This window comes from Neorhizobium sp. SOG26 (assembly GCF_003491345.1).
In the GTDB taxonomy this organism is placed as follows: domain Bacteria; phylum Pseudomonadota; class Alphaproteobacteria; order Rhizobiales; family Rhizobiaceae; genus Neorhizobium; species Neorhizobium turbinariae.
The window spans coordinates 1,472,277-1,492,796 of record NZ_CP025512.1 but is presented as its reverse complement, the minus strand read 5'-3'; the positions used below and the strand labels follow the sequence as shown (position 1 = coordinate 1,492,796).

Sequence of the window (20,520 nt, the reverse complement as noted above, 5' to 3'; positions counted from 1 at the left end):
CCTAATCTCGTCTCACGAATCAAACGCCTTATGCCATGCGGAAGCCGAGGGAGGAAAGCCCCGCCTGATGCTCCGATTTGCAGGATGATATTCGAGTGGCGCGTTAAGGTGAAGGCTTCTGTTGCCAGGTGCCTTCGGACCCCGCCTTAAAGTGCTACCTCCAAGGACTTAGGTCGGAATTCCCGCACCGCCATTAGGCAGCGAGAGCGTATTCCTTAGCGTTGTTGTCGTTTGCAACTACACTTTTTGACCCGATAACGGTGGTATCATGCCGAGCAAAAGTTCGATCTTTACGCCCTTGTCGATCCTATTTCGCCCCCATCAAAAGCCGGTCCAGATAACCATCCAGTCCGACCGGTTTTTGGTGGAGGCGCCGGGTACCGCCCCCGGGTCCAATAGGTTTATTACACCGACCGTTTATTGCCATAGCCGGACTTGCGCCCGGCAAGGACAGATATAGGCAATCCCCGCCGACATGAAAAGGGGTGGCGGGGTGCGCAGGATAACTTCTTTTGAAGTGGGGATATCGCGGGTGCGCGATTGGTGGCGCCTTCCATACCCGGTATGAACTGCTGATCGTCGAATCGGCCGAATGCCGTGCCGTCCGCGCCGCGACCAAGCGAATGAAGGACCTGGAGCCCATGCTCAGACATCCTGAACACCAGTATCTCGATATCATCCGGCATCTCCTGGAAAAGGGAGACAAGCGTATCGACCGCACCGGTGTCGGCACGCTTTCGATGTTCGGTGCGATGATGCGCTTCGACCTGTCGGACGGAACCTTCCCTGTCTATTCGACGAAGAAGGTGTTCTGGAAGACGGCGGTCAAGGAGATGCTCTGGTTCCTGACCGGGCAGACGAACATCCAGTCGCTCCTGCGCGAAAACGTGCGGATCTGGACCGATTGGCCGCTTGCCGCCTATCGCAAGGCCACGGGCACACAGATTTCGCAAGAAGAGTTCGAGGCGAAAATCCTTGCCGACGACGATTTCGCGCGGCAGTGGGGCGATCTCGGCCCCGTCTACGGCAAGCAGTGGCGCCGATGGCTCGGCGCAGACGGCAAGGAATACGACCAGGTCGCGGACGTGATCGAGACGCTGCGCAAGAACCCGTCGAGCCGGCGCATGCTGTTCCACGCCTGGAATGTGCCGGAGCTCGGCCAGATGGCGCTGCATCCGTGCCACATGACCTATCAGTTCTACGCGGCAAACCTCGATGGCCAGGGCCAGCCGCGGCTTTCGCTGATGGTCAACCAGCGCTCTTGCGACATCGGGCTCGGCAATCCCTTCAACATCTGTCAGCAGGCAGCACTGCTGGCGATGGTGGCGCAGCAGGTCGACATGGTGCCGGGCGAGTTGATCTGGGTCGGTGGCGATACCCACCTTTACCTCGACCACCAGCATCTTGCGGAAACCGTGCTGGAGCGCGAGCCGCGACCATTCCCCAAGCTGCGCCTGACGCGGCGTCCGGCATCGATCGACGATTACCGGATCGAGGATTTCGAGGTGACGGGTTACGATCCTTATCCTGCCATCGAAGCGCCGGTGGCGGTCTGATCGTGTCCGGGGTGGGGCCTAGTGCTCCACCTTGCCGGTGAAGACGTAACCCACGCCGCGCACGGCCTTGATGAGTTGCGGCTGGGTGGCATCCGCCTCGATCTTTCGGCGCAGGCGAACGATCTGCGCATCGATGGTGCGGTCGAAGGCTTCGAGCTGCCGGCCGCGCGTGGCGTCCATCAGGAAGTCGCGGGTCAGCACTCGCCCGGCGTGCTGCACAAAGGTCGCCAGCATGTCGAACTCGCCGGTGGTCAGTTCGACATCGGCTCCGGCCGGCGAACGGAGCTGGCGGCGCACGAGATCGAGTGCCCAGCCGTCGAAGCGAACGATTTGGTCTTCGGCGGGCGCGGGCTTCTGTTGAATTGGATGGCGACGGCGCAGGATGGATTTGAGCCGCGCATGCACTTCGCGCAGGTGAAACGGTTTTGCGATGTAGTCATCGGCGCCGATCTCGATCCCGATGATGCGGTCGATGACGTCATCGCGCCCGGTCAGCATCATGATCGGGATGTCGGAGGTGGCGCGGATCTCGCGGGCGAGGTCCAGCCCATCCTTGCCACCAGGCAGTGACAGGTCGAGAAGGATGATGTCGATGTTCTTTTGCGCCAGCTGCGCCTGCATCTCTTCCCCATTGGCGGCGCCGCTGACGATATAACCTTCGCCTTCGAAGTAGCGTGTCAGCATCTGTCGGATCCGCCCGTCGTCGTCCACAACCAGGATGTGGGCGGGATCGGATTGGGGAAGTGGCATGGACAAAGACACCAGGTTGTTCTCAACCTCTTGCTTGAGCGGATAACCCGCAACCGAATCTATCTAACCCTGAAGGCCACAACACAACCAGCATCTGGCCATTGCGTGAGGCTGGTCAACCCTGGCTTACCCCCGGTAGCGAAGGAGCACGCCATGCTTTGACAGAACTCGCATGGTCCCATACGCAGTTTTGCCAACTTGAAAATGAGACAAATTGCCTAAGCCCTACCTCACCTTATCCATCTGGTGGCGCCTCTTCTTGCAGTGTCAGTCGGGCGCGGCGCGCGTGTGGTGGTCGAAATGGTGAGGTTGTCACCGCTGATTAACTGTGGAATGAGGTGGCGCCATCCAAGCGTTGGTACAGCTAGCTAGTACGAAGGTAAGTGCAGTGTCCCATAAACCGAGAGCAAAAATGCCGTCAGCCGTAACGGTTGTGGCGAGAAGCTACCCGGATCGCATCATTGGTATCGAGAACCAGTTGCCTTGGCATCTTGGAACAGACCTGAAGAACTTCAAAGCGTTGACACAAGATCACGCGATCATCATGGGAAGAAAAACCTTCGAGTCCATCGGGAAACCTCTTCCGCGGCGTGTGAACATTGTTCTTTCTCGGGAAGAGCTTGAGGACACTGAAAATTTGAAGTGGGCACGTAATCCGGAAACGGCTCTTCTGCTCGCTGATTACTATTCCATTTGTATGGCCAAAAATCAGTTCTTTGTAATTGGTGGTGAGAATATCTACGGCATATTCTCAAAATACATCAACGGTATATTCTTGACCGATGTATTTACTGGGCCGATAAACGGAGATGCCAAGTTTGACTACGAATTTCCTCCGAATGAGTGGTCCTTCCGCTATGAGCGCGAATTCCGCAAGTCCGATGTCGATGATTTTGATTTCAGGATTTCGTATCTCGTTCGGCGCAAGCGTGAGCATCGGCAGCGTTTCATCTCTGAGTTCAAGGCGAGCAATCCAATATTCGAGAAGCGCTGGGACGAGATGGTGAACGGTGTGTCTCCTGGAAAAGAGAGCGAGATCGAGCAGCAGCAGTTGAATTTCATTCAAAGCCTTTGAGGCGTCGAGCCGCTTTAGCTGGAACATTTCGTTAGCGTTGAACTGGAAGTTATTGAAGCCGCGTTGAAAGCGCTCTGCCACATACCTATAACGGCATTGGCTGGCTCCGCCTGTGCATGGCAGGGTCGAGGGTCGGGAGAGACAACAAAGAGGTTTGAATGCCCTGGAGCAATCAGAATGGCGGCGGCGGTCCTTGGGGCGGCGGTGGCGGCAATAACCAAGGGCCCTGGGGGCAGGGACCGAACCGCCCACGCGGCGGTGGCGGCGGCAACAATGGCGGCCCACCCGACCTGGAGGATATCATTCGGCGAAGCCAGGACAGGCTGCGTGGCGTCATGCCCGGCGGCTTCAACGGCGGCGCCTTCGTCATCGTTCTCTTGGTCGTTCTGGCATTCCTTGCCTTCCAGTCGATCTATACGGTGCAGCCGGATGAACGCGGCGTAGAACTGCGCTTCGGTCGTCCGAAGGAAGAAATCTCGATGCCGGGGCTGCACTTCCATCTGTGGCCGCTGGAATCGGTGGAGATCGTCAAGGTCACCGAGCAGCAGCAGAATATCGGTGCGGCGCGCGGTTCCAACTCCAACGCAGGCTGGATGCTGACCGGCGACCAGAACATCGTCAACGTGCAGTTCTCGGTGCTGTTCACGGTGACGGATCCAAAGGCCTATCTCTTCCAGCTGGAAACCCCGGCTGCGACGCTGCAGCAGGTTGCCGAAAGCGCCATGCGTGAAGTGGTCGGTCGCCGTCCGGCGCAGGATATCTTCCGCGACAACCGTGAAGGCATCTCGACGGAAGTTCGCAACATCATCCAGGGCACGATGGACAGCTACGGTTCGGGCATCTCCATCAATGCCGTGCCGATCGAGGACGCTGCGCCGCCGCGCGAAGTGGCCGACGCGTTCGAAGAAGTCCAGCGTGCAGAGCAGGACGAGGATCGTTTCGTGGAAGAAGCCAACCAGTATGCCAACCAGAAGCTTGGTCAGGCACGTGGTCAGGCGGCACAGATCCGCGAAGAGGCATCCGCCTATAAGGACAAGGTCGTCAACGAGGCACAGGGTGAAGCGCAGCGCTTCGTCTCGATCTACAACGAATACGCCAATGCGCCCGACGTGACGCGTCGCCGTATCTTCCTCGAAACCATGGAAGCTGTCCTGAAGAACTCCAACAAGATCATCCTGGACAACAAGGAGGGGGTCGTTCCGTACCTGCCTATCAATGAACTGATGAAGCAGTCGCAGGCGACGCAGGGGGGCAACCGATGAACTCGAGCAAGCTTCCAGCATTCCTGATCGCACTGGCCGTTCTTTTCGTGCTGATCTACTCGTCCGTGTTCGTGGTCAACGAGCGCGAACAGGCAATCGTCGTCCGCTTCGGTCAGATCCAGGACGTCAAGCGCGAGCCCGGCATCTACTTCAAGCTGCCGTTTGCGTTCATGGACGCCGACCGTGTCCAGTATGTCGAAGACCGCGCGCTTCGTTTCGACCTCGACAACATCCGTGTGCAGGTCCGTGGCGGCGCCTTCTATGAAGTCGATGCCTTCGTGGTCTATGCGATCACCGATCCGCGGATTTTCCGTGAAACGGTTTCCGGCGACCGCGAGTCGGCCGAATCGCGCCTTCGCACCCGTCTCGACGCGGCCCTGCGCCGTGTTTACGGTCTGCGCAACTTCGATGCCGCTCTTTCGGACGAGCGTTCGTCGATGATGCAGGAGGTTCGTACCGATCTCAGCGCTGCGGCAGAGACGCTTGGTCTCACCATCCGTGACGTTCGTATCCGGCGCACCGACCTGACGCAGGAAGTCTCGCAGCAGACCTTCCAGCGCATGAAGGCCGAACGTCTTGCCGAAGCCGAGCTCATCCGCGCCCGCGGTAACGAGCAGGGCCAGCGGCGGCGCGCCATCGCAGACCGCCAGGTGGTCGAGCTTGTGTCTGAAGCCCAGCGTGACTCTGAGATCCTGCGTGGTCAGGGTGATGCCGAGCGCAACCGGATCTTCGGCGAAGCCTTCCAGCGCGACCCGGCCTTCTTCGAGTTCTACCGCTCGATGCGTGCCTATGTCGCCGCCCTGGCCGACAGCGAAACGAGCCTCGTGCTGTCGCCCGACTCGGAGTTCTTCAAGTTCTTCAACTCCGCGGGTGCACAGGCACCGGCGGCGCCAGCAGGGACCGCAACGCCTGCGGCACCGGCCGCGCCAGCGGCGCCGGCTCCGGCGAACTGATCCCAAGGGGGCGGCCATGGCCGCCCCTTTTTCGTATCGGCTGGTTCAGGCTCTAGAACCTTGCCCGAGGGGGTCACGAAAAGGTAATTTCCTCCAATGCAGTTCCGTCCTATCTTCTGCCGAAACTACGCCCTATTCAAAGGCTCCTATCCAACCACCGGCTGAGTCCTGCTCCTCCGGGTGAAGCAACTAACGCATGAGCGAGGATGCCAGATGGCCCATTCGGTTCAGTCGACCTTCAAGCGTACCGTCAGTCTGGCGGCAGTCCTGGCACTGCTCGGTGGACCGCTGGAGGCCCTGGCTCAGGCCCCTGCACAACCCTTGCAACCTGCACCAGGTGGTACCGCCGCACCGAACGCAAATCCGGCGCCGGCCAATCCGGGCGGCCAGATGCTGCCGGTTCCGCCGACGGCCTCGCCGTCCATCAATCCGCCTCCGGCGCCGGCGCCCATGGCATCTGCCGGACCGGCCTCCATTGCCGACATGGCCGAGGGGCTTCTGGATGCGGTTGTGAACATCTCGACGTCGCAGAGCGTCAAGGACGACGGCGCGGGACCGCAGCCGCAGATCCAGGAAGGCTCGCCCTTCCAGGAGTTCTTTGACGACTTCTTTGACGGCGAGGGCAACCAGGGCGGCAACCAGAAGGTTTCCTCGCTCGGCTCCGGCTTCGTCATCGACCCGTCCGGTTACGTCGTCACCAACAACCACGTGATCGAGGGCGCCGACGACATCGAAGTCATCTTCCCGAACGGCAGCAAGCTGAAGGCGAAGCTTGTCGGCACCGACACCAAGACCGACCTATCGGTGCTGAAGGTGGAGCCGAAGGCGCCGTTGAAGGCAGTGCGGTTCGGCAACTCGCGCCAGATGCGCATCGGCGACTGGGTGATGGCGATCGGCAACCCGTTCGGTCTTGGCGGATCGGTGACGCTCGGGATCATCTCGGCGCGCGGGCGCAACATCAACGCCGGCCCTTATGACAACTTCATCCAGACGGATGCGGCGATCAACAAGGGCAATTCCGGTGGGCCTCTGTTCAACATGCGCGGCGAAGTCATCGGCATCAACACCGCGATCATCTCGCCGTCCGGCGGATCGATCGGCATCGGCTTCGCAGTCCCGACGGAGCTGGCTGAAAACATCGTCCACCAGCTGATTGAGTTCGGCGAAACGCGGCGTGGCTGGCTCGGCGTACGTATCCAGCCGGTGACCGACGATATCGCCGCAAGCCTCGGCCTCGATCGTGCGCGCGGTGCGCTTGTTTCCGGCGTCGTCAACAATGGCCCGATCAAGAACGGTGAGATCAAGGCTGGCGACGTGGTGCTCACCTTTGACGGCCAGCCGGTGAACGAGATGCGCGACCTGCCGCGCATCGTCGCCGAAAGCCCGGTCGACAAGCAGGTCGACGTGGTGATCCTGCGGGACGGCAAGGAGCAGACCGTGAAGGTGACGCTCGGACGCCTGGAAGACAGCGTCGATGCGGATGACGATTCCGACAAGCCCGATGCACCCGATGAGCAGGGCGAGAACAATGATCCGCAGGCAACACCTCCAGGCGACCAGCCGGATCAATCCGGACAGGCTGACCAGGCTGACAAGGGCGCCGCTTCGACCTTCGGCATGACGCTGGCGGTGCTGGATGAGGAGCAGCGCAAGAGCTTCAACATCGCTGAAAGCGTCGAGGGCGTGGTCGTGACGGCGGTGGCGCCGAATTCACCTGCGGCGCAGAAGGGCGTCAAGGTTGGCGAGGTGATCGTCGAGGTGGGGCAGGATTTCGTCGAAAAGCCCGAAGACGTGCTGAAGCGCATCAACGCGCTGAAGGCGGAAGGCCGCCGCAACGCCCATGTGATGGTGTCCGATACGGCCGGCAACCTGCGTTTCGTGGCGATGCCGCTGGAATAGCCAGCCAAGGCAGATCAGGCGCGCGACTGCGCCTGCCACGCATCCCTGGTCGCCGCGTACACGACGTGGCGCTTGAGGTGAGGATGCGTGTCCGGTACGCGCGGATGGTCGAAATCCATAGCCTTGATACGCTGCATGCCGATGCGTTCTATGACCGCGGTCGAGCGTTGGTTGTCCGCGACGGCGAAGGCGAGCACGGCGTCGAGGCTTTTTTCCACGAAGCCAAACTCCAGTACCGCCCGGGCCGCTTCGGTGGAGTAACCATTGCCCCAATATCGGGTCGCAAGCCGCCAGCCGATCTCGACCACTTCCTTCGGGAAGATGTCCGGCATGTTCGCATAAGACAGGCCGCAGAAGCCGATCGGCTCTGCCTCATCACGAAGCTCCACGCAAAAGAGCCCGAAGCCGTTGTCCTCGATCATCTGGTTCAGCTTCGGCAGCAGCGCGTCTGCCTCGTCATGGCTCCGACGAAACGGAAAGAACTCCATCACCTTCGGATCGGCGTTGATCTCGCGAAACAGGTGCCGATCGCTCGAAACCCATGTCCGCAGCAGCAGGCGCTTGGTTTGGAGGACGACCCGCGCGCCGGTCATGGCGTCACGAAGTCTGTCTTCCGGTAGCCCTGGATGTAAAGCAATGCGGTGAGGTCGGCGTGGTCGATGCGCATCTTCGCCTGCGCCGCAACGGCGGGCTTGGCGTGCAGCGCGACGCCGGAGCCTGCAAGTTCCAACATACCAAGGTCATTGGCGCCGTCACCCACGGCCATCACATCGTCTGTGGAAATGCCGAGCTTGGCTGAAATCTGTGTGAGCGCGTCGACCTTCGCCTGCTTGCCAAGAATGGGCTCGGCCACTTCTCCAGTGAGGTATCCGTCCTTCTCGAGAAGAATGTTGGCGCGGTTTTCATCGAAGCCGAGCGTCGCGGCGATCCTGCTGGTGAAGACCGTAAAGCCACCGGAGACGAGTGCGGAATAAAAGCCCTTGGCCTTCATCGTGGCAATAAGTTCGGGTCCGCCGGACGTAAGCGTGATGCGTTGGGCAATCACGTCGTCAACGACGCTGATCGGCAGACCTTTGAGGAGTGCGACGCGTTCCCGCAGTGCCGGCTCGAAGGCAATCTCGCCGTTCATGGCGCGGGCGGTGATGGTCGCGACCTTGTCCTTCAGGCCCACGAGGTCGGCGAGTTCGTCGATGCATTCCTGGCCGATCATGGTCGAATCCATATCGGCAATAACGAATTTCTTGCGCCGGGTTTCCGCCTGCTGGATGACGAGGTCGATCGGCGCCTGGCCGATGACCGACAGCAGCGCGGCCTCCGCTGCTGCCGTATCCGCGCCATCACGCAGGGCAATGTCGCATGCCACGCCGTCTGCCAGCCAGTAAAGCCCGGAGGCTTGAACGGCTGCCGCGGCTGCTTCACCCAGGGCGGGCGTCAGAACAGGGTTTGACGGATGGGCGATGAGCGTGGCAACGAGAGCCATATGAAGTTTGACCTTTTGGAAGATACGGACGCCGTTCTGATAACGGGGCCGACGGCCAGCGGCAAGTCCGCGCTTGCCGTCGAGGTGGCGAAGCATGTCGGCGGCGTCGTCATCAATGCCGACAGCATGCAGGTTTACGACACCTTGAAAGTGCTGACGGCGCGGCCGTCCGAGGAGGACATGCAGGGGGTGCCGCATTTCCTTTACGGACATGTTCCGGCGACGAGGACGTATTCCACTGGCGAGTGGCTGCGGGAGGTGACGCCGCTCCTGGAGACGCTGAAGGGCGAAGGGCGGATGCCGGTGATCGTCGGCGGCACCGGGCTCTATTTCAAGGCGCTGACCGGCGGCCTGTCGGACATGCCGGAAATTTCCCAGGACACCCGTTGTGCCGTGCGGCTGCGGCTGAGGGAGCAGGGTGCACCGGCGCTGCATGCCGCGCTTTCCGAACGTGATCCGGAGGCGGCGAGGTCACTGCAGCCCACCGACGGCCAGCGGATCGTTCGTGCGCTCGAGGTGCTGGAGGAGACGGGAACGTCGCTGCTTGCCTTCCAGGAACGTCGCGGGCCGTTGATCGTTGATCCGGCGCGGGCGACGAAACTCGTTGTGCTTCCCGACCGGGCGGTGCTGCACGAGCGGATCAATCAGCGTTTCCAGCGGATGATGGAGAGTGGCGCGCTGGACGAGGTGAGGGCGCTGCTGGCGAAGGAGCCCGCAGCCGATGCGCCCGTGATGAAGGCGATCGGCGTTCGCGAGATTGCCGAGATGCTCGAGGGGCGGATGACGCCAGACGAGGTGGTGGAGCGCTGTTCGGCACTGACCCGCCAGTATGCCAAGCGCCAGATGACATGGTTCCGCAACCAGATGGACCAGACCTGGCGACGGGTGAACTAGGCGAGCAGGCGGCGCTCGCTCAATCCTTGTCGTAGAGGCTGCTCAAGGGTTTGCGGAGCAAGCTTTCGCGCAACGATCCTTCACGGCGAAGAAGCGGGTTCGGGCGCGGCGCGATCTCCGGCTGGGCAGGGCGCTGGAACACCGGCTGCGGGTCCGGCATGCGCTCGCGGCGCAGATCGGCGTAGCGATCGGGGCGTGGCGCTGGAGCGGGCTCCGCCGATGTCCGCGGCAGCATGTCGGGCCGGTAGGGTTCCGGCTGGCTCTGGCGGGGAGGCGCAGGTGCTGCCGGGTTGGCCGTCACATGGCCGTTCGCGCGAAGCTCCCGCTCCCAACGCTCCAGTTCCGCATCCTTCTCCTGGCCGTAGTCATCAACTTCGTCGCCCGTTGCGGAACCGTCCTGCGGCGCCACGGTCGCAGCAGTATAGCTCTGCTGGAAAGATGAGATGTCGGGGCCGTTTACTGCGCGCATGCGGGCGACGACGGTTCGAAGATCCACCGTGTCCGGCGTTTCGTCGGAACCCTTGTCCAGCGCGCCATTCGCCTTGGGAAGGTATTTTTTCTCCACCCGCGCGAATTTCATGCGCATCGGGACAGAGATTGCTTCGCCGAAGGCAATCGCCTCGCCATTGCCGATGGACGACAGGAAGCTGGTGGTGGAGATCGAGGAATTCGGGATCGCCGACTTGATGATGTCCTGGTCGACATCGTTCGACAGGCGCATCGCAAACACTGTCGAGCACTGCGACAGGATAGTCTGGTCGAGTTCGCCCGGGCGCTGGGTGATCACGCCAAGCGAAACGCCGTATTTGCGGCCTTCCTTGGCGATGCGAGCGATGGCCTGGCGTGTCGGGAAAAAGCCGAGATTCGGGTCCGCCGGCACGTAACGGTGCGCTTCTTCGCACACAACGAGCATGTGGATCGCGCCATTGCTCCAAAGCGCAAGCTCAAAGGCCATGCGGCAGAGGATCGAGGCAACCGAATTGACGACTTCCGACGGGATCCCCGAGAGCTGGAAGGTCGAGATCGGGCGATCGCCGCCGGGAATGCGGAAGATATGCGCGATGGTCTCCATGATCGTGTCATTGATCGTGTTGTTGGAGAACATGAAGTGGTAGCGCGGATCGTTGATCGCCGACATGATGCGCATCTTGAGCGAGCGCAGGAATGGCTTTTCGCCACGGCCTTCGAGCCGCCCAATACGCTCGTCGATGAGCGCCAGGAGATCAGCCATGCGATACGGAACGGGCGTATCGGCAGTGAGCGAGCTCTTTTCAGTGGCGCGGCGCATCAGGCTTGAATCACTGCCGCGGAATGCGCGCTTGGCCTCGGGAATGAGGTCGCGCAGGATGTCCAGCTCTTCGGCCACGCCCGGGCGACCGCGAAACAGTACCTCGGCGAACTCCTCAAGCCGCATCAGCCAGAAGGGAAGATCGAGCGTATCCGTATCGATGACGACGGCATGATCAGGGAAGGCAGCCGCAAATTCGTTGTGCGGATCGAGAATCAGTACCCGCAGCTTGGGATCCGCTTCCACCGCCTTGTGCAGCAGCAGCGAGACGGCCGTCGACTTGCCGACGCCGGTGGAGCCGACGATCGCAAAATGCTTCGACAGCATGGACGGAATATGGATCGCGGCGTCGACGTTTTCGTCCTGCGTCAGCTTTCCGATGACGCAGGTGTCGTTCAGGCCGCTGTCATAGATGCGCAGGAGGTCCGCTGCGCGGATGCGGTGGGCGACGGCGCCAAGGTAAGGGTAACGCGAAATGCCGCGCGAAAACTCGTCGCGTCCCTCGCCATTCTTGCGCACTTCGCCGAGCAGTTCGCATTCGATGCGGAACTGGGTGTTGCTGCCCTCGTTCCAGGCGCGGTCATCGGCTTCCATGCCGAAGGCAAGGGCGACGACGCGGTTTTGTCCGACGCTGATGGAAATCAGTCGGCCGACCGACCAGAGTTCGGTCAGGTCGGTATCGCCATGTTCGGCAACTGCGGAAATCGTGGCATGCGAGCCGTTGCAGGCAACGACACGTCCGAGGAGGCGGTTTCCCGAGCTCTGGATGTCGCGGCGGTCCTGCTCTCCGGCGGACGCGGAACGTTGTAGGTCGTTATTCAGCAACATCTCCCCCTTGTCGGGGTTGGCGGGTTTGCTCGACGTATGGGCGATATGTAACTTGTGACCCTTAATAACTGGTGTAGCGATCTCGGCTCTTGTGAGCGGAATTGCAGCAAAATCATCATCATGCGAAATTTTCGTGCGTCGCAGCGTTGACGAATGTCCCTAATCTGTCTAACACTCCGCCCCATGAAATTTTCGATCGCTCTTATTGTGGTGGGAACGCGCATGGGCAGGACGGTGTAACCGTCCGGCGTTAGCCACCCATGCGCGGAAAGACAGGCTCCTCAAGGGGCCTTTTTTTATGCCTTTAATCCGGCTCAGGGGAGCCGCCGGTAAAAATCCAGCAGCGAATGGACGAGAACAATGACCGATGACAGCAACAGGATGACAGGCGCGGAGATCGTATTGCGTGCGCTGAAGGACAACGGCGTCGAGCATATCTTCGGATATCCGGGCGGCGCCGTACTTCCGATCTACGACGAGATCTTCCAGCAGGACGAAATCCAGCACATCCTTGTTCGCCACGAGCAGGGTGCCGGCCATGCTGCCGAAGGTTATGCCCGCTCCACCGGCAAGGTCGGCGTCATGCTGGTTACCTCCGGTCCGGGCGCGACCAATGCCGTTACGCCGCTGCAGGACGCGTTGATGGACAGCATCCCGCTCGTCTGCCTCACCGGCCAGGTTCCGACCACGCTGATTGGCTCGGATGCCTTCCAGGAATGCGACACGGTTGGCATCACCCGCCCGTGCACGAAGCACAACTGGCTGGTCAAGGACGTCAACGAGCTTGCCGGCATCATCCACGAGGCCTTCCGTATCGCCCAGACCGGTCGCCCGGGCCCGGTTGTCGTCGATATCCCGAAGGACATCCAGTTCGCGACCGGTACCTATACGCCGAAGCCGGAAACGGCGGCCAATATCAGCTATCAGCCGAAAACCAAGGGTGACCTTGAAGCCATCCAGGCAGCCGTTGAACTGATGGCGACCGCACGTCGGCCGATCCTCTACACCGGCGGTGGCGTCATCAACTCCGGTCCGGAAGCCTCCAAGCTGCTGCGTGAACTGGTTGAGCTGACCGACTTCCCGATCACCTCCACGCTGATGGGTCTCGGCGCCTATCCGGCGTCTGGTCCCAACTGGCTCGGCATGCTCGGCATGCACGGCTCCTACGAAGCGAACATGGCGATGCACAGCTGTGACGTCATGGTCTGCATCGGTGCACGCTTCGATGACCGCATCACCGGTCGTCTGAATGCCTTCTCGCCCAACTCCCGCAAGGTCCACATCGACATCGACCCGTCGTCGATCAACAAGAACGTCCATGTCGATATCCCGATCATCGGTGATGTCGGTACTGTTCTGGAAGACATGGTCCGCGTATGGCGTGCCCGCACGGCAAAGCCGGCCAAGGCGCAGACGGAAGAATGGCGCAGCGACATCGAGCGCTGGCGCGCGCGCAAGAGCTTCTCCTACAAGCATTCGACCGACGTCATCATGCCGCAATATGCGCTTGAGCGGCTGAATGCGCTGTCGCGCGGACGCAATACCTTCATCACGACCGAAGTCGGCCAGCACCAGATGTGGGCGGCACAGTTCATTGAGTTCGACGAGCCGAACCGCTGGATGACCTCGGGCGGTCTCGGCACGATGGGCTACGGCTTCCCGGCTGCACTCGGCGTGCAGGTTGCGCATCCGGATGCGCTGGTCATCGACGTTGCCGGTGACGCTTCGATCCAGATGTGCATCCAGGAAATGTCGACCGCGATCCAGTACAACCTGCCAGTCAAGATCTTCATCCTGAACAACCAGTACATGGGCATGGTGCGCCAGTGGCAGCAGTTGCTGCACGGCAACCGCCTGTCGAACTCCTACACGGAAGCCATGCCGGACTTTGTGAAGCTGGCGGAAGCCTATGGCGCGGTCGGCATGTATTGCGATGATCCGAAGGAACTGGACGGCAAGATCGAAGAGATGATTGCGGTCAAGAAGCCGGTGATCTTCGATTGCCGCGTCGCGAACCTTGCCAATTGCTTCCCCATGATCCCATCGGGTAAAGCGCATAACGAAATGCTGTTGCCGGACGAGGCGACGGATGAAGCCGTTGCCACGGCCATCGATGCCAAGGGTCGCCAGCTCGTCTAAGGACGGGCCGTCGCTCTTCAACCAGATACTGAGGAACCGGATCCAACATCATGAATGCGCATCAGCAACCGACGGGATCAGCATATTTCATCGCGCCGGAAACGGCCAAGGCCGAAAGCCACACGCTTTCCGTTCTCGTCAACAACGAGCCGGGTGTACTTGCCCGCGTCATCGGCCTGTTTTCCGGCCGTGGCTACAACATCGAAAGCCTGACGGTTTCGGAAACGGAGCATGAGGCGCATCTGTCGCGCATCACCATCGTCACCCGTGGCACGCCTTCGGTGCTCGAGCAGATCAAGGCCCAACTCGATCGCCTCGTGCCGGTTCACCGGGTGGTGGACCTGACGGTGCGCGCGCGTGAACAGGGCCAGGAGCGCCCGATCGAACGCGAAGTGGCATTGCTGAAGGTTGTCGGCACCGGTGAACGCCGCGCCGAAACGCTGCGCCTGGCCGACGCCTTCCATGCGAAGGTGGTGGATGCCACCGTGGAGCACTTCATCCTGGAGATCACCGGCAAGTCGTCAAAGATCGACCAGTTCGTGGCGGTGCTGAAGCCGCTCGGGCTGATCGAAGTCTGCCGCACGGGGATCGCAGCGATGAACCGCGGGCAACAGGGAATGTAACGCGCGTCAGGCTGAGGACGGCAGATGGACAAAGACTGGCTTCCTCAGCCTGGAACGCGCCTTGGCGCCACATTCTATGTTCGCCGGTCCCAGCCATGGCTGAGCCACTATTTCGGCATCGACCGGCTTGACGCGACCCTGGCGCCCGGCATCGGCGGGGTCGTATTATGGGGCGGACGCATTCCCGCAAAGACGGCGCGCGCCATTGCGAAGCTGCGCGGGTTGCCGTCCTGGTACCTGGAGGACGGGTTCCTTCGGTCGGTCGGGCTCGGCAAGGAAAATACCTTGCCGATTTCCATCCAGATCGATGACCTTGGCATGCCTGTCGATGCGTCGCGGCCGTCACGTCTGGAGGTGTTGATTGCTGCCTCTGCGGGCATGAATTTCGGAGGACTTGGCTCCGAAATCCGGGCGGCGCTGATCCGCGAGAAGCTTTCCAAATACAACAACCTGCCGCACCGCTCGCCAAAGCTTGAAGCCACCACCCGCCGCCGCGTGCTGCTGGTGGACCAGGTCTACGGCGATGTTTCCGTGCCGATGGCTGGCGGCTCGGCGGCGAGTTTCGAGCGCATGCTGCAGGACGCGGTTGCCAGCGACATGCAATGCGTGGTGCGCACCCATCCGGATGTGATGGCGGGTTTCCGCAAGGGTTACCTGACGGAACAGGCGCGCCGGACGCCGGGTGTCGTGGTGACTGCCGAGCCCGTCTCCGTTGCGTCGATGCTCGAGGTGATCGACGAGGTGTGGACGGTTTCAAGCCAGATGGGCCTCGATGCGTTGATCCGCGGGACACCGGTGCGGTGTTATGCGGCGCCATCCTACGCCGGGTGGGGCCTGACCGACGACCACTTCGAAGGGAAATCACGGGTCGTGGCGAGGCGGCGCAGGGCGAGGCCTTCCATCGACCAATTGGTGGCCGCCGCTTTCAGCCTCTACCCGTGCTACCGCGATACCAACGGCTGGCGGGAAATCGACGTGTTCACGGCGATCGAAACACTGGCCGCAGAGCGCCGCCAGATGAACCTCGACTAGATCATTTCCAGCGGCGTCTTGCGCTCTGGCGGCGGGAAAGCTGCATCGAGCGCCAACCAGTCATCGTCGCTCAGATCAAGCTCTGCCGCCTCTGCATTTTCCTCGACGCGGTGTGGACTGGCCGACTTCGGAATGGCGATCACGCCGTCTCTCTCGAGCAGGAAGGCAAGCGCCACCTGCGCCGGCGTTGCCTGGTAAGCCTTGGCGATGCGGATCAGTTCTGGGCTTTTGGCAAGCCGGCCCTGTTCGATCGGCGAATAGGCCATGACCGGGATGCCGCGTTCCTGGCACCAAGGGAGGAGGTCGTATTCGATGCCGCGCCGCGACAGGTTGAAGAGCACCTGGTTTGCCGCACAATTCTCGCCGCCGGGCACGGCCGTCAGTTCCTGCATGTCGTCGAGGTGGAAGTTCGATACGCCCCAGGCGCCGATCTTGCCGGATTGGCGAAGCGCCTCGAAGCCGGCAACCGTTTCCGCCAGCGGATGCTCGCCGCGCCAATGCAGGAGGTAAAGATCAAGACGATCGGTCTTGAGACGCTTGAGGCTGCGTTCGCAGGCTTCGACCACGCCCTGGCGGCTGGCGTTCCAAGGATAGACCTTGCTGACGAGGAAGACTTCGTCGCGGCGGCCCTCGATCGCAGCGCCGGTAATCTTTTCGGCGCCGCCTTCGCCATACATCTCGGCCGTGTCGATCAGCGTCATGCCCAGATCGAGCCCGCGCCGCAGGCTTTCGATCTCGATCTGGGCCTTGGCGGGATCCTCGCCCATCATCCAGGTGCCGAGCCCAATGGCGGGAACGGTGGCGCCGCCGGGTAGTGCAACAGTCGGAATCTCAGCCATGATGGAACTCGTTTTTTTATGGGTGGCGCATTGGTCAAGACATAACGCATTGCCAAGCGCTTCCAAGTTCTTCTTGAACAGCGCCGGCAACAATCCTATGACGCAGCACGGCCATCCGCTAAACGAGATGGCAGTAACAACGGGACCCTTGGCATCGAAGGAGTATGCATGCCGCTGGAAACATTTCTGGCTCTCGTCCTGTTTGCCTTCACGACATCCATCACGCCAGGGCCGAACAACATGATGCTTTTTGCATCCGGTGTGAATTTCGGTTTCGCCCGCACGGTGCCGCATATGCTGGGAATCGGCGTCGGGTTCTTTACGCTGCTGATCGGCGTGGGCTTCGGGCTCGGCGCCCTGCTGCAGACGGTGCCGATCGTGTACACCATCCTGAAATTCGCTGGCGGTGCCTATCTTCTGTGGATCGCCTGGAAGATCGGCAGCTCCCGCACGCTCTCCGACGGCAAGGCCGGCGCGCAGCCGATGAGCTTCCTTGCGGCTGCCGCGTTCCAGTGGGTCAACCCGAAGGCATGGGTAATGGCCGTGACCGCCATGGCGACCTATACCAATCCGGACGCCTACTGGATGACGGTGCTGCTGGTCGGGGTCGCCTTTGCACTCGTCAACGTGCCGAGTGTTTCTACCTGGGCCGGGTTCGGCTCGGCTTTGCGCGAATGGCTCTCTGTTCCGGCACGCCTGAAATGGTTTAACATCACCATGGCCGTGCTGCTGGTTGCGAGCCTCTGGCCCATGCTGAAGTGAGGGAACGTCCTATGTCGGGTGACCATCATCATTCCCACGATCATGATCATCACCATGATCACGAACATGGTCACTCCCACGGGCACGACCACCATCACGACAACCGCTACAGCGACATGCAGGCGCGGGTGAAGGCACTGGAAACGGTGCTGGTGCAGAAGGGTCTGATTGATCCGGCGGCGATCGACGCCATTGTCGAGACCTACGAGACCAAGATCGGTCCGCGCAACGGCGCCCGCGTCGTCGCCAAGGCCTGGACGGATGAAAAGTTCGCGCAGTGGCTGAAGGAAGACGCGACAGCCGCGATCGCCAGCCTTGGTTATACCGGTCGCCAGGGCGAGCATATGCGCGCCGTGTTCAACACGCCGGAGACGCACAATCTCGTCGTCTGCACGCTCTGTTCCTGTTATCCATGGTCCGTGCTTGGCCTGCCGCCGATGTGGTACAAGGCGCCGGCCTATCGGTCGCGTGCGGTCATCGATCCGCGCGGCGTGCTTGAGGAGTTCGGCCTGAGGCTGCCGGAGACCAAGAAGATCCGGGTCTGGGATTCCACGGCTGAACTTCGCTACCTCGTCATTCCGGAGCGCCCGGACGGCACCGAGGCGCTGAGCGAAGAGGAACTGGCCGCACTCGTCAGCCGCGACTCGATGATCGGTACGGCGGTTGCCGGAGCACCACGATGAACGGCCCGCATGACCTTGGCGGACAGATGGGCTTTGGACCTGTCGCGCCGGAAAAGAACGAGCCGTATTTCCACGCCGAGTGGGAAAAGAGGGCGCTCGGGATCACTTTGTCCTGCGGCGCCTTCGGTGCCTGGTCGATTGATGAAAGCCGGCATGCGCGCGAAAAGATCCCACCGGCCGAATACCTGTCCGCCAGCTACTACGAGATCTGGACGCGTGCTCTTGAGGAGCTTCTGGAGCGACACGGCTTTGCGACGCGTGCCGAGATTGATGCCAGCGTCAAGCTGACCGAACCGGCGACGCCGAAGCGCATCCTGAAGGCGGACATGGTGCCGGCTGTATTGGCCAAGGGCGGACCGTGTGATCGGCCGGTGGAGACGCAACCTCTGTTCCGGCCGGGCGACAAGGTGCGCACGAGGAACTTCAACCCGGAGACCCATACCCGGCTGCCGCGATACGCGCGCGCCAAGACCGGTGTGGTCGAGGCGGTTCAGGGCTCCTTCGTTTTCCCGGACGAAAACGCCCATGGGAAGGGCGAAAACCCGCAATGGGTTTATACCGTGGTGTTCGATGCCGGTGAAATCTGGGGCGAGGGCGCCGACCCGATGTTGACCGTGTCGATCGATGCCTGGGAGAGTTATCTTGAGCACCTGTGAAACCACGTCACCGCTTGTTCAGTCCGTCGGGCTGCCGAAGTCACCGGAAGGTGCGCCGGTCTTTCCCGAACCATGGGCGGCCGAGGCCTTTGCCATGACCGTGCACCTGCACGAACGGGGCCTGTTCAGTTGGAGTGAATGGGCCGAGGCGCTGTCGACCGAGGTGCACCGAGCGGGCCGCGCCGAGGATGGAAGCGACTACTTTGACTGCTGGATCGCCGCGCTTTCGGGTCTTCTGGCTGCCAAGGGGCTGGCGGATGAGGAGACTATACTTGCCCTGCAGCACAGCTGGCAGCGCGCTGCGGAGGCGACGCCGCATGGCAGGCCGATCGAACTCGCCAACGATCCGCTGCTTGCATCTCAACAAGCTTGATTCCGCTTTCGTTCTTTTTTGGTTGCGATTCGCGTCCGAATCCTGCCAAGTCCGGCCATGCAATTTGCTCCCCAACAGGATGAGGCTCTCAAGGCCGTTTCACGCTGGCTGAAGGATGGCCGCAGCCAGGTTTTTCGCTTGTTCGGTTATGCCGGCACGGGCAAGACGACGCTTGCCAAGCACTTTGCCGAGCATGTGGATGGCGAGGTGCTGTTCGCGGCCTTTACCGGCAAGGCGGCGCAGGTGCTGCGGTCGCGTGGCGCCCGTAATGCCAAGACGATCCACTCGCTGATCTATCGCCCACGCGGCGAGGAGGCGGTCGAGGACGAGGAAACCGGCAAGACGTCCATCTCGCCGATGTTCTCGATCAACCGGCAAAGCCCGCTCGCCAAGGCGGCGCTGATCATCATCGACGAATGTTCGATGGTGGACGAGGCGCTGGGCAAGGACCTGATGAGCTTCGGCACGCCGATCCTGGTGCTTGGCGATCCGGGACAGCTTCCGCCGGTTACCGGCGGCGGGTTCTTTACCGAGCAGGAGCCGGACTACCTTCTCACTGATATTCATCGCCAGGCCCGCGACAACCCGATCATCCAACTCGCCATGAATGTGCGCGAGGGCAAGGAGATCATGTATGGCGACTACGGCAAGGCCCAGGTGATCTCGCGCAACGAGGTGACGCAGCAACTGGTGCTGGAGGCGGACCAGGTTCTGGTGGGCACCAACAAGACCCGCAAGCGCTACAACCAGCGTCTTCGCGAGTTGAAGGGCTTTACCGCGGATTATCCGCAGTCAGGCGACAAACTGGTCTGCCTGCGCAACGATCAGGTGAAGGGGCTGTTGAACGGCTCGCTGTGGCAGGTGATGAGTTCGTCGCGCGAGACGGTGAAGCCCGGCATCAACCTGATGATCCGCCCGGAAGACGACGACATGGATCGTGGTGCGGCCAAGATCAAGCTCCTGAAGCAGGCGTTCGAGACCGATGAAGAGATTCCGTGGACAACGCGCAAGCGTTACGACGAGTTCGACTACGGCTATGCGCTGACGGTGCACAAGGCGCAGGGCTCGCAGTGGAACAACGTGGTCCTATTCGATGAAAGCTGGGCTTTCCGCGATACCCGCGAGCGCTGGCTTTATACGGCGATCACCCGTGCGGCCGATACGCTGACGGTGGTTCGCTGATTCTACAATGAGAAGAGGGCCCAAAAGGGTGGATGCAGCGGAATCTGGTGCAGCCACAGGTTGTCGTGGTGCAAGATCCGTGGGAATGGGGCTGCGGTGCCTTGTGCTGCAGAAAAACAACAGAATTCGCCGCATCCGCCGTCCCGCCGCCAATGGCTTCAACCGCGAATTCTGTTATTGGCAACTTACAGAAAATTGTTCCGATTGGTAGATCTTCGTTAACCTGAATTCTCGCCTGTAAAAACT

General features: G+C 61.3%; 19 protein-coding genes and 1 other RNA gene. 14 read left to right on the top strand and 6 right to left on the bottom strand.

The window, feature by feature from the left end:
- Positions 1-107: 107 nt before the first annotated feature.
- Positions 108-486, bottom strand: a transfer-messenger RNA (tmRNA) gene (gene ssrA, locus CYG48_RS07495).
- Positions 487-641: 155 nt separating this feature from the next.
- Between ssrA and thyA the strand changes: the two genes are divergently transcribed.
- Complete coding sequence (gene thyA, locus CYG48_RS07490; protein ID WP_118851541.1) at positions 642-1,556, top strand: thymidylate synthase; 915 nt, start codon at positions 642-644, stop codon at positions 1,554-1,556.
- Positions 1,557-1,574: 18 nt separating this feature from the next.
- Here the strand turns inward: thyA and CYG48_RS07485 are convergent, their stop codons facing one another.
- Positions 1,575-2,306 carry a response regulator gene (locus CYG48_RS07485; RefSeq protein WP_118849794.1) on the bottom strand — a complete coding sequence of 244 codons (732 nt, stop codon included), beginning with the start codon at positions 2,304-2,306 and terminating at the stop codon, positions 1,575-1,577.
- Between the two features lie 412 nt (positions 2,307-2,718).
- On the opposite strand from CYG48_RS07485, the gene CYG48_RS07480 reads away from it, so the two are divergent.
- The 4 genes from CYG48_RS07480 (at position 2,719) to CYG48_RS07465 (ending at position 7,495) form a co-directional block, all read left to right on the top strand.
- Complete coding sequence (locus CYG48_RS07480) at positions 2,719-3,381, top strand: dihydrofolate reductase (RefSeq protein ID WP_118849793.1); 663 nt, start codon at positions 2,719-2,721, stop codon at positions 3,379-3,381.
- 158 nt (positions 3,382-3,539) lie between these two features.
- Positions 3,540-4,643, top strand: a complete 1,104-nt coding sequence (hflK, locus tag CYG48_RS07475; protein ID WP_118849792.1) for an FtsH protease activity modulator HflK — start codon at positions 3,540-3,542, stop codon at positions 4,641-4,643.
- On the top strand, positions 4,640-5,596 hold the full coding sequence (hflC, locus tag CYG48_RS07470) for a protease modulator HflC (RefSeq protein WP_118849790.1): 957 nt from the start codon (positions 4,640-4,642) through the stop codon (positions 5,594-5,596). Before hflK ends, hflC begins: the two co-directional genes overlap by 4 nt.
- Before the next feature lie 213 nt (positions 5,597-5,809).
- Positions 5,810-7,495, top strand: coding sequence for a Do family serine endopeptidase (locus CYG48_RS07465; RefSeq protein WP_118849789.1), 1,686 nt, complete (start codon positions 5,810-5,812; stop codon positions 7,493-7,495).
- A 14-nt stretch (positions 7,496-7,509) separates the two neighbouring features.
- Here CYG48_RS07465 and CYG48_RS07460 read toward each other — a convergent pair whose 3' ends face one another.
- The gene (locus CYG48_RS07460) at positions 7,510-8,088 is read right to left on the bottom strand and encodes a GNAT family N-acetyltransferase (RefSeq protein ID WP_118849788.1); all 579 of its coding nucleotides are present in this window, start codon (positions 8,086-8,088) and stop codon (positions 7,510-7,512) included.
- Positions 8,085-8,975: a phosphoserine phosphatase SerB gene (gene serB / locus CYG48_RS07455; RefSeq protein WP_118849787.1), complete on the bottom strand. Its 891-nt coding sequence runs from the start codon at positions 8,973-8,975 to the stop codon at positions 8,085-8,087. Before serB ends, CYG48_RS07460 begins: the two co-directional genes overlap by 4 nt.
- Here serB and miaA point away from each other — a divergent pair, their 5' ends adjacent.
- Positions 8,976-9,869: a tRNA (adenosine(37)-N6)-dimethylallyltransferase MiaA gene (gene miaA / locus CYG48_RS07450; protein ID WP_118849786.1), complete on the top strand. Its 894-nt coding sequence runs from the start codon at positions 8,976-8,978 to the stop codon at positions 9,867-9,869.
- Between the two features lie 19 nt (positions 9,870-9,888).
- On the opposite strand, the gene CYG48_RS07445 is transcribed toward miaA, so the two are convergent.
- Positions 9,889-11,982, bottom strand: a complete 2,094-nt coding sequence (locus tag CYG48_RS07445) for an ATP-binding protein (RefSeq protein ID WP_118851540.1) — start codon at positions 11,980-11,982, stop codon at positions 9,889-9,891.
- 384 nt (positions 11,983-12,366) lie between these two features.
- Here CYG48_RS07445 and CYG48_RS07440 point away from each other — a divergent pair, with 384 nt between their 5' ends.
- From CYG48_RS07440 to CYG48_RS07430, 3 genes are read left to right on the top strand one after another with little or no spacing between them, the layout of a single operon-like run.
- Entirely contained in the window at positions 12,367-14,124 is a 1,758-nt protein-coding gene (locus tag CYG48_RS07440) for an acetolactate synthase 3 large subunit (RefSeq protein WP_445304351.1), read from the top strand.
- 50 nt (positions 14,125-14,174) lie between these two features.
- The gene (ilvN, locus tag CYG48_RS07435; RefSeq protein ID WP_118849784.1) at positions 14,175-14,747 is read left to right on the top strand and encodes an acetolactate synthase small subunit; all 573 of its coding nucleotides are present in this window, start codon (positions 14,175-14,177) and stop codon (positions 14,745-14,747) included.
- Positions 14,748-14,771: 24 nt separating this feature from the next.
- Entirely contained in the window at positions 14,772-15,779 is a 1,008-nt protein-coding gene (locus CYG48_RS07430; RefSeq protein ID WP_118849783.1) for a capsular polysaccharide export protein, LipB/KpsS family, read from the top strand.
- On the opposite strand, the gene CYG48_RS07425 is transcribed toward CYG48_RS07430, so the two are convergent.
- Positions 15,776-16,618, bottom strand: a complete 843-nt coding sequence (locus tag CYG48_RS07425) for an aldo/keto reductase (protein WP_118849782.1) — start codon at positions 16,616-16,618, stop codon at positions 15,776-15,778. The two genes, CYG48_RS07430 and CYG48_RS07425, sit on opposite strands and share 4 nt — an antisense overlap.
- Positions 16,619-16,786: 168 nt before the next feature.
- On the opposite strand from CYG48_RS07425, the gene CYG48_RS07420 reads away from it, so the two are divergent.
- Genes CYG48_RS07420 through CYG48_RS07400 form a run of 5 tightly spaced genes read left to right on the top strand, consistent with a single transcriptional unit; the run spans position 16,787 to position 20,274 of the window.
- Complete coding sequence (locus tag CYG48_RS07420; protein ID WP_118849781.1) at positions 16,787-17,380, top strand: LysE family translocator; 594 nt, start codon at positions 16,787-16,789, stop codon at positions 17,378-17,380.
- A gap of 11 nt (positions 17,381-17,391) precedes the next feature.
- Entirely contained in the window at positions 17,392-18,063 is a 672-nt protein-coding gene (nthA, locus tag CYG48_RS07415) for a nitrile hydratase subunit alpha (protein ID WP_118849780.1), read from the top strand.
- Positions 18,060-18,719, top strand: coding sequence for a nitrile hydratase subunit beta (gene nthB, locus CYG48_RS07410; RefSeq protein ID WP_118849779.1), 660 nt, complete (start codon positions 18,060-18,062; stop codon positions 18,717-18,719). The genes nthA and nthB overlap by 4 nt, the downstream gene beginning before the upstream one ends.
- Entirely contained in the window at positions 18,706-19,092 is a 387-nt protein-coding gene (locus CYG48_RS07405; protein WP_118849778.1) for a nitrile hydratase accessory protein, read from the top strand. Before nthB ends, CYG48_RS07405 begins: the two co-directional genes overlap by 14 nt.
- A gap of 57 nt (positions 19,093-19,149) precedes the next feature.
- Complete coding sequence (locus CYG48_RS07400) at positions 19,150-20,274, top strand: ATP-dependent DNA helicase (protein WP_118849777.1); 1,125 nt, start codon at positions 19,150-19,152, stop codon at positions 20,272-20,274.
- Positions 20,275-20,520 lie beyond the last annotated feature (246 nt).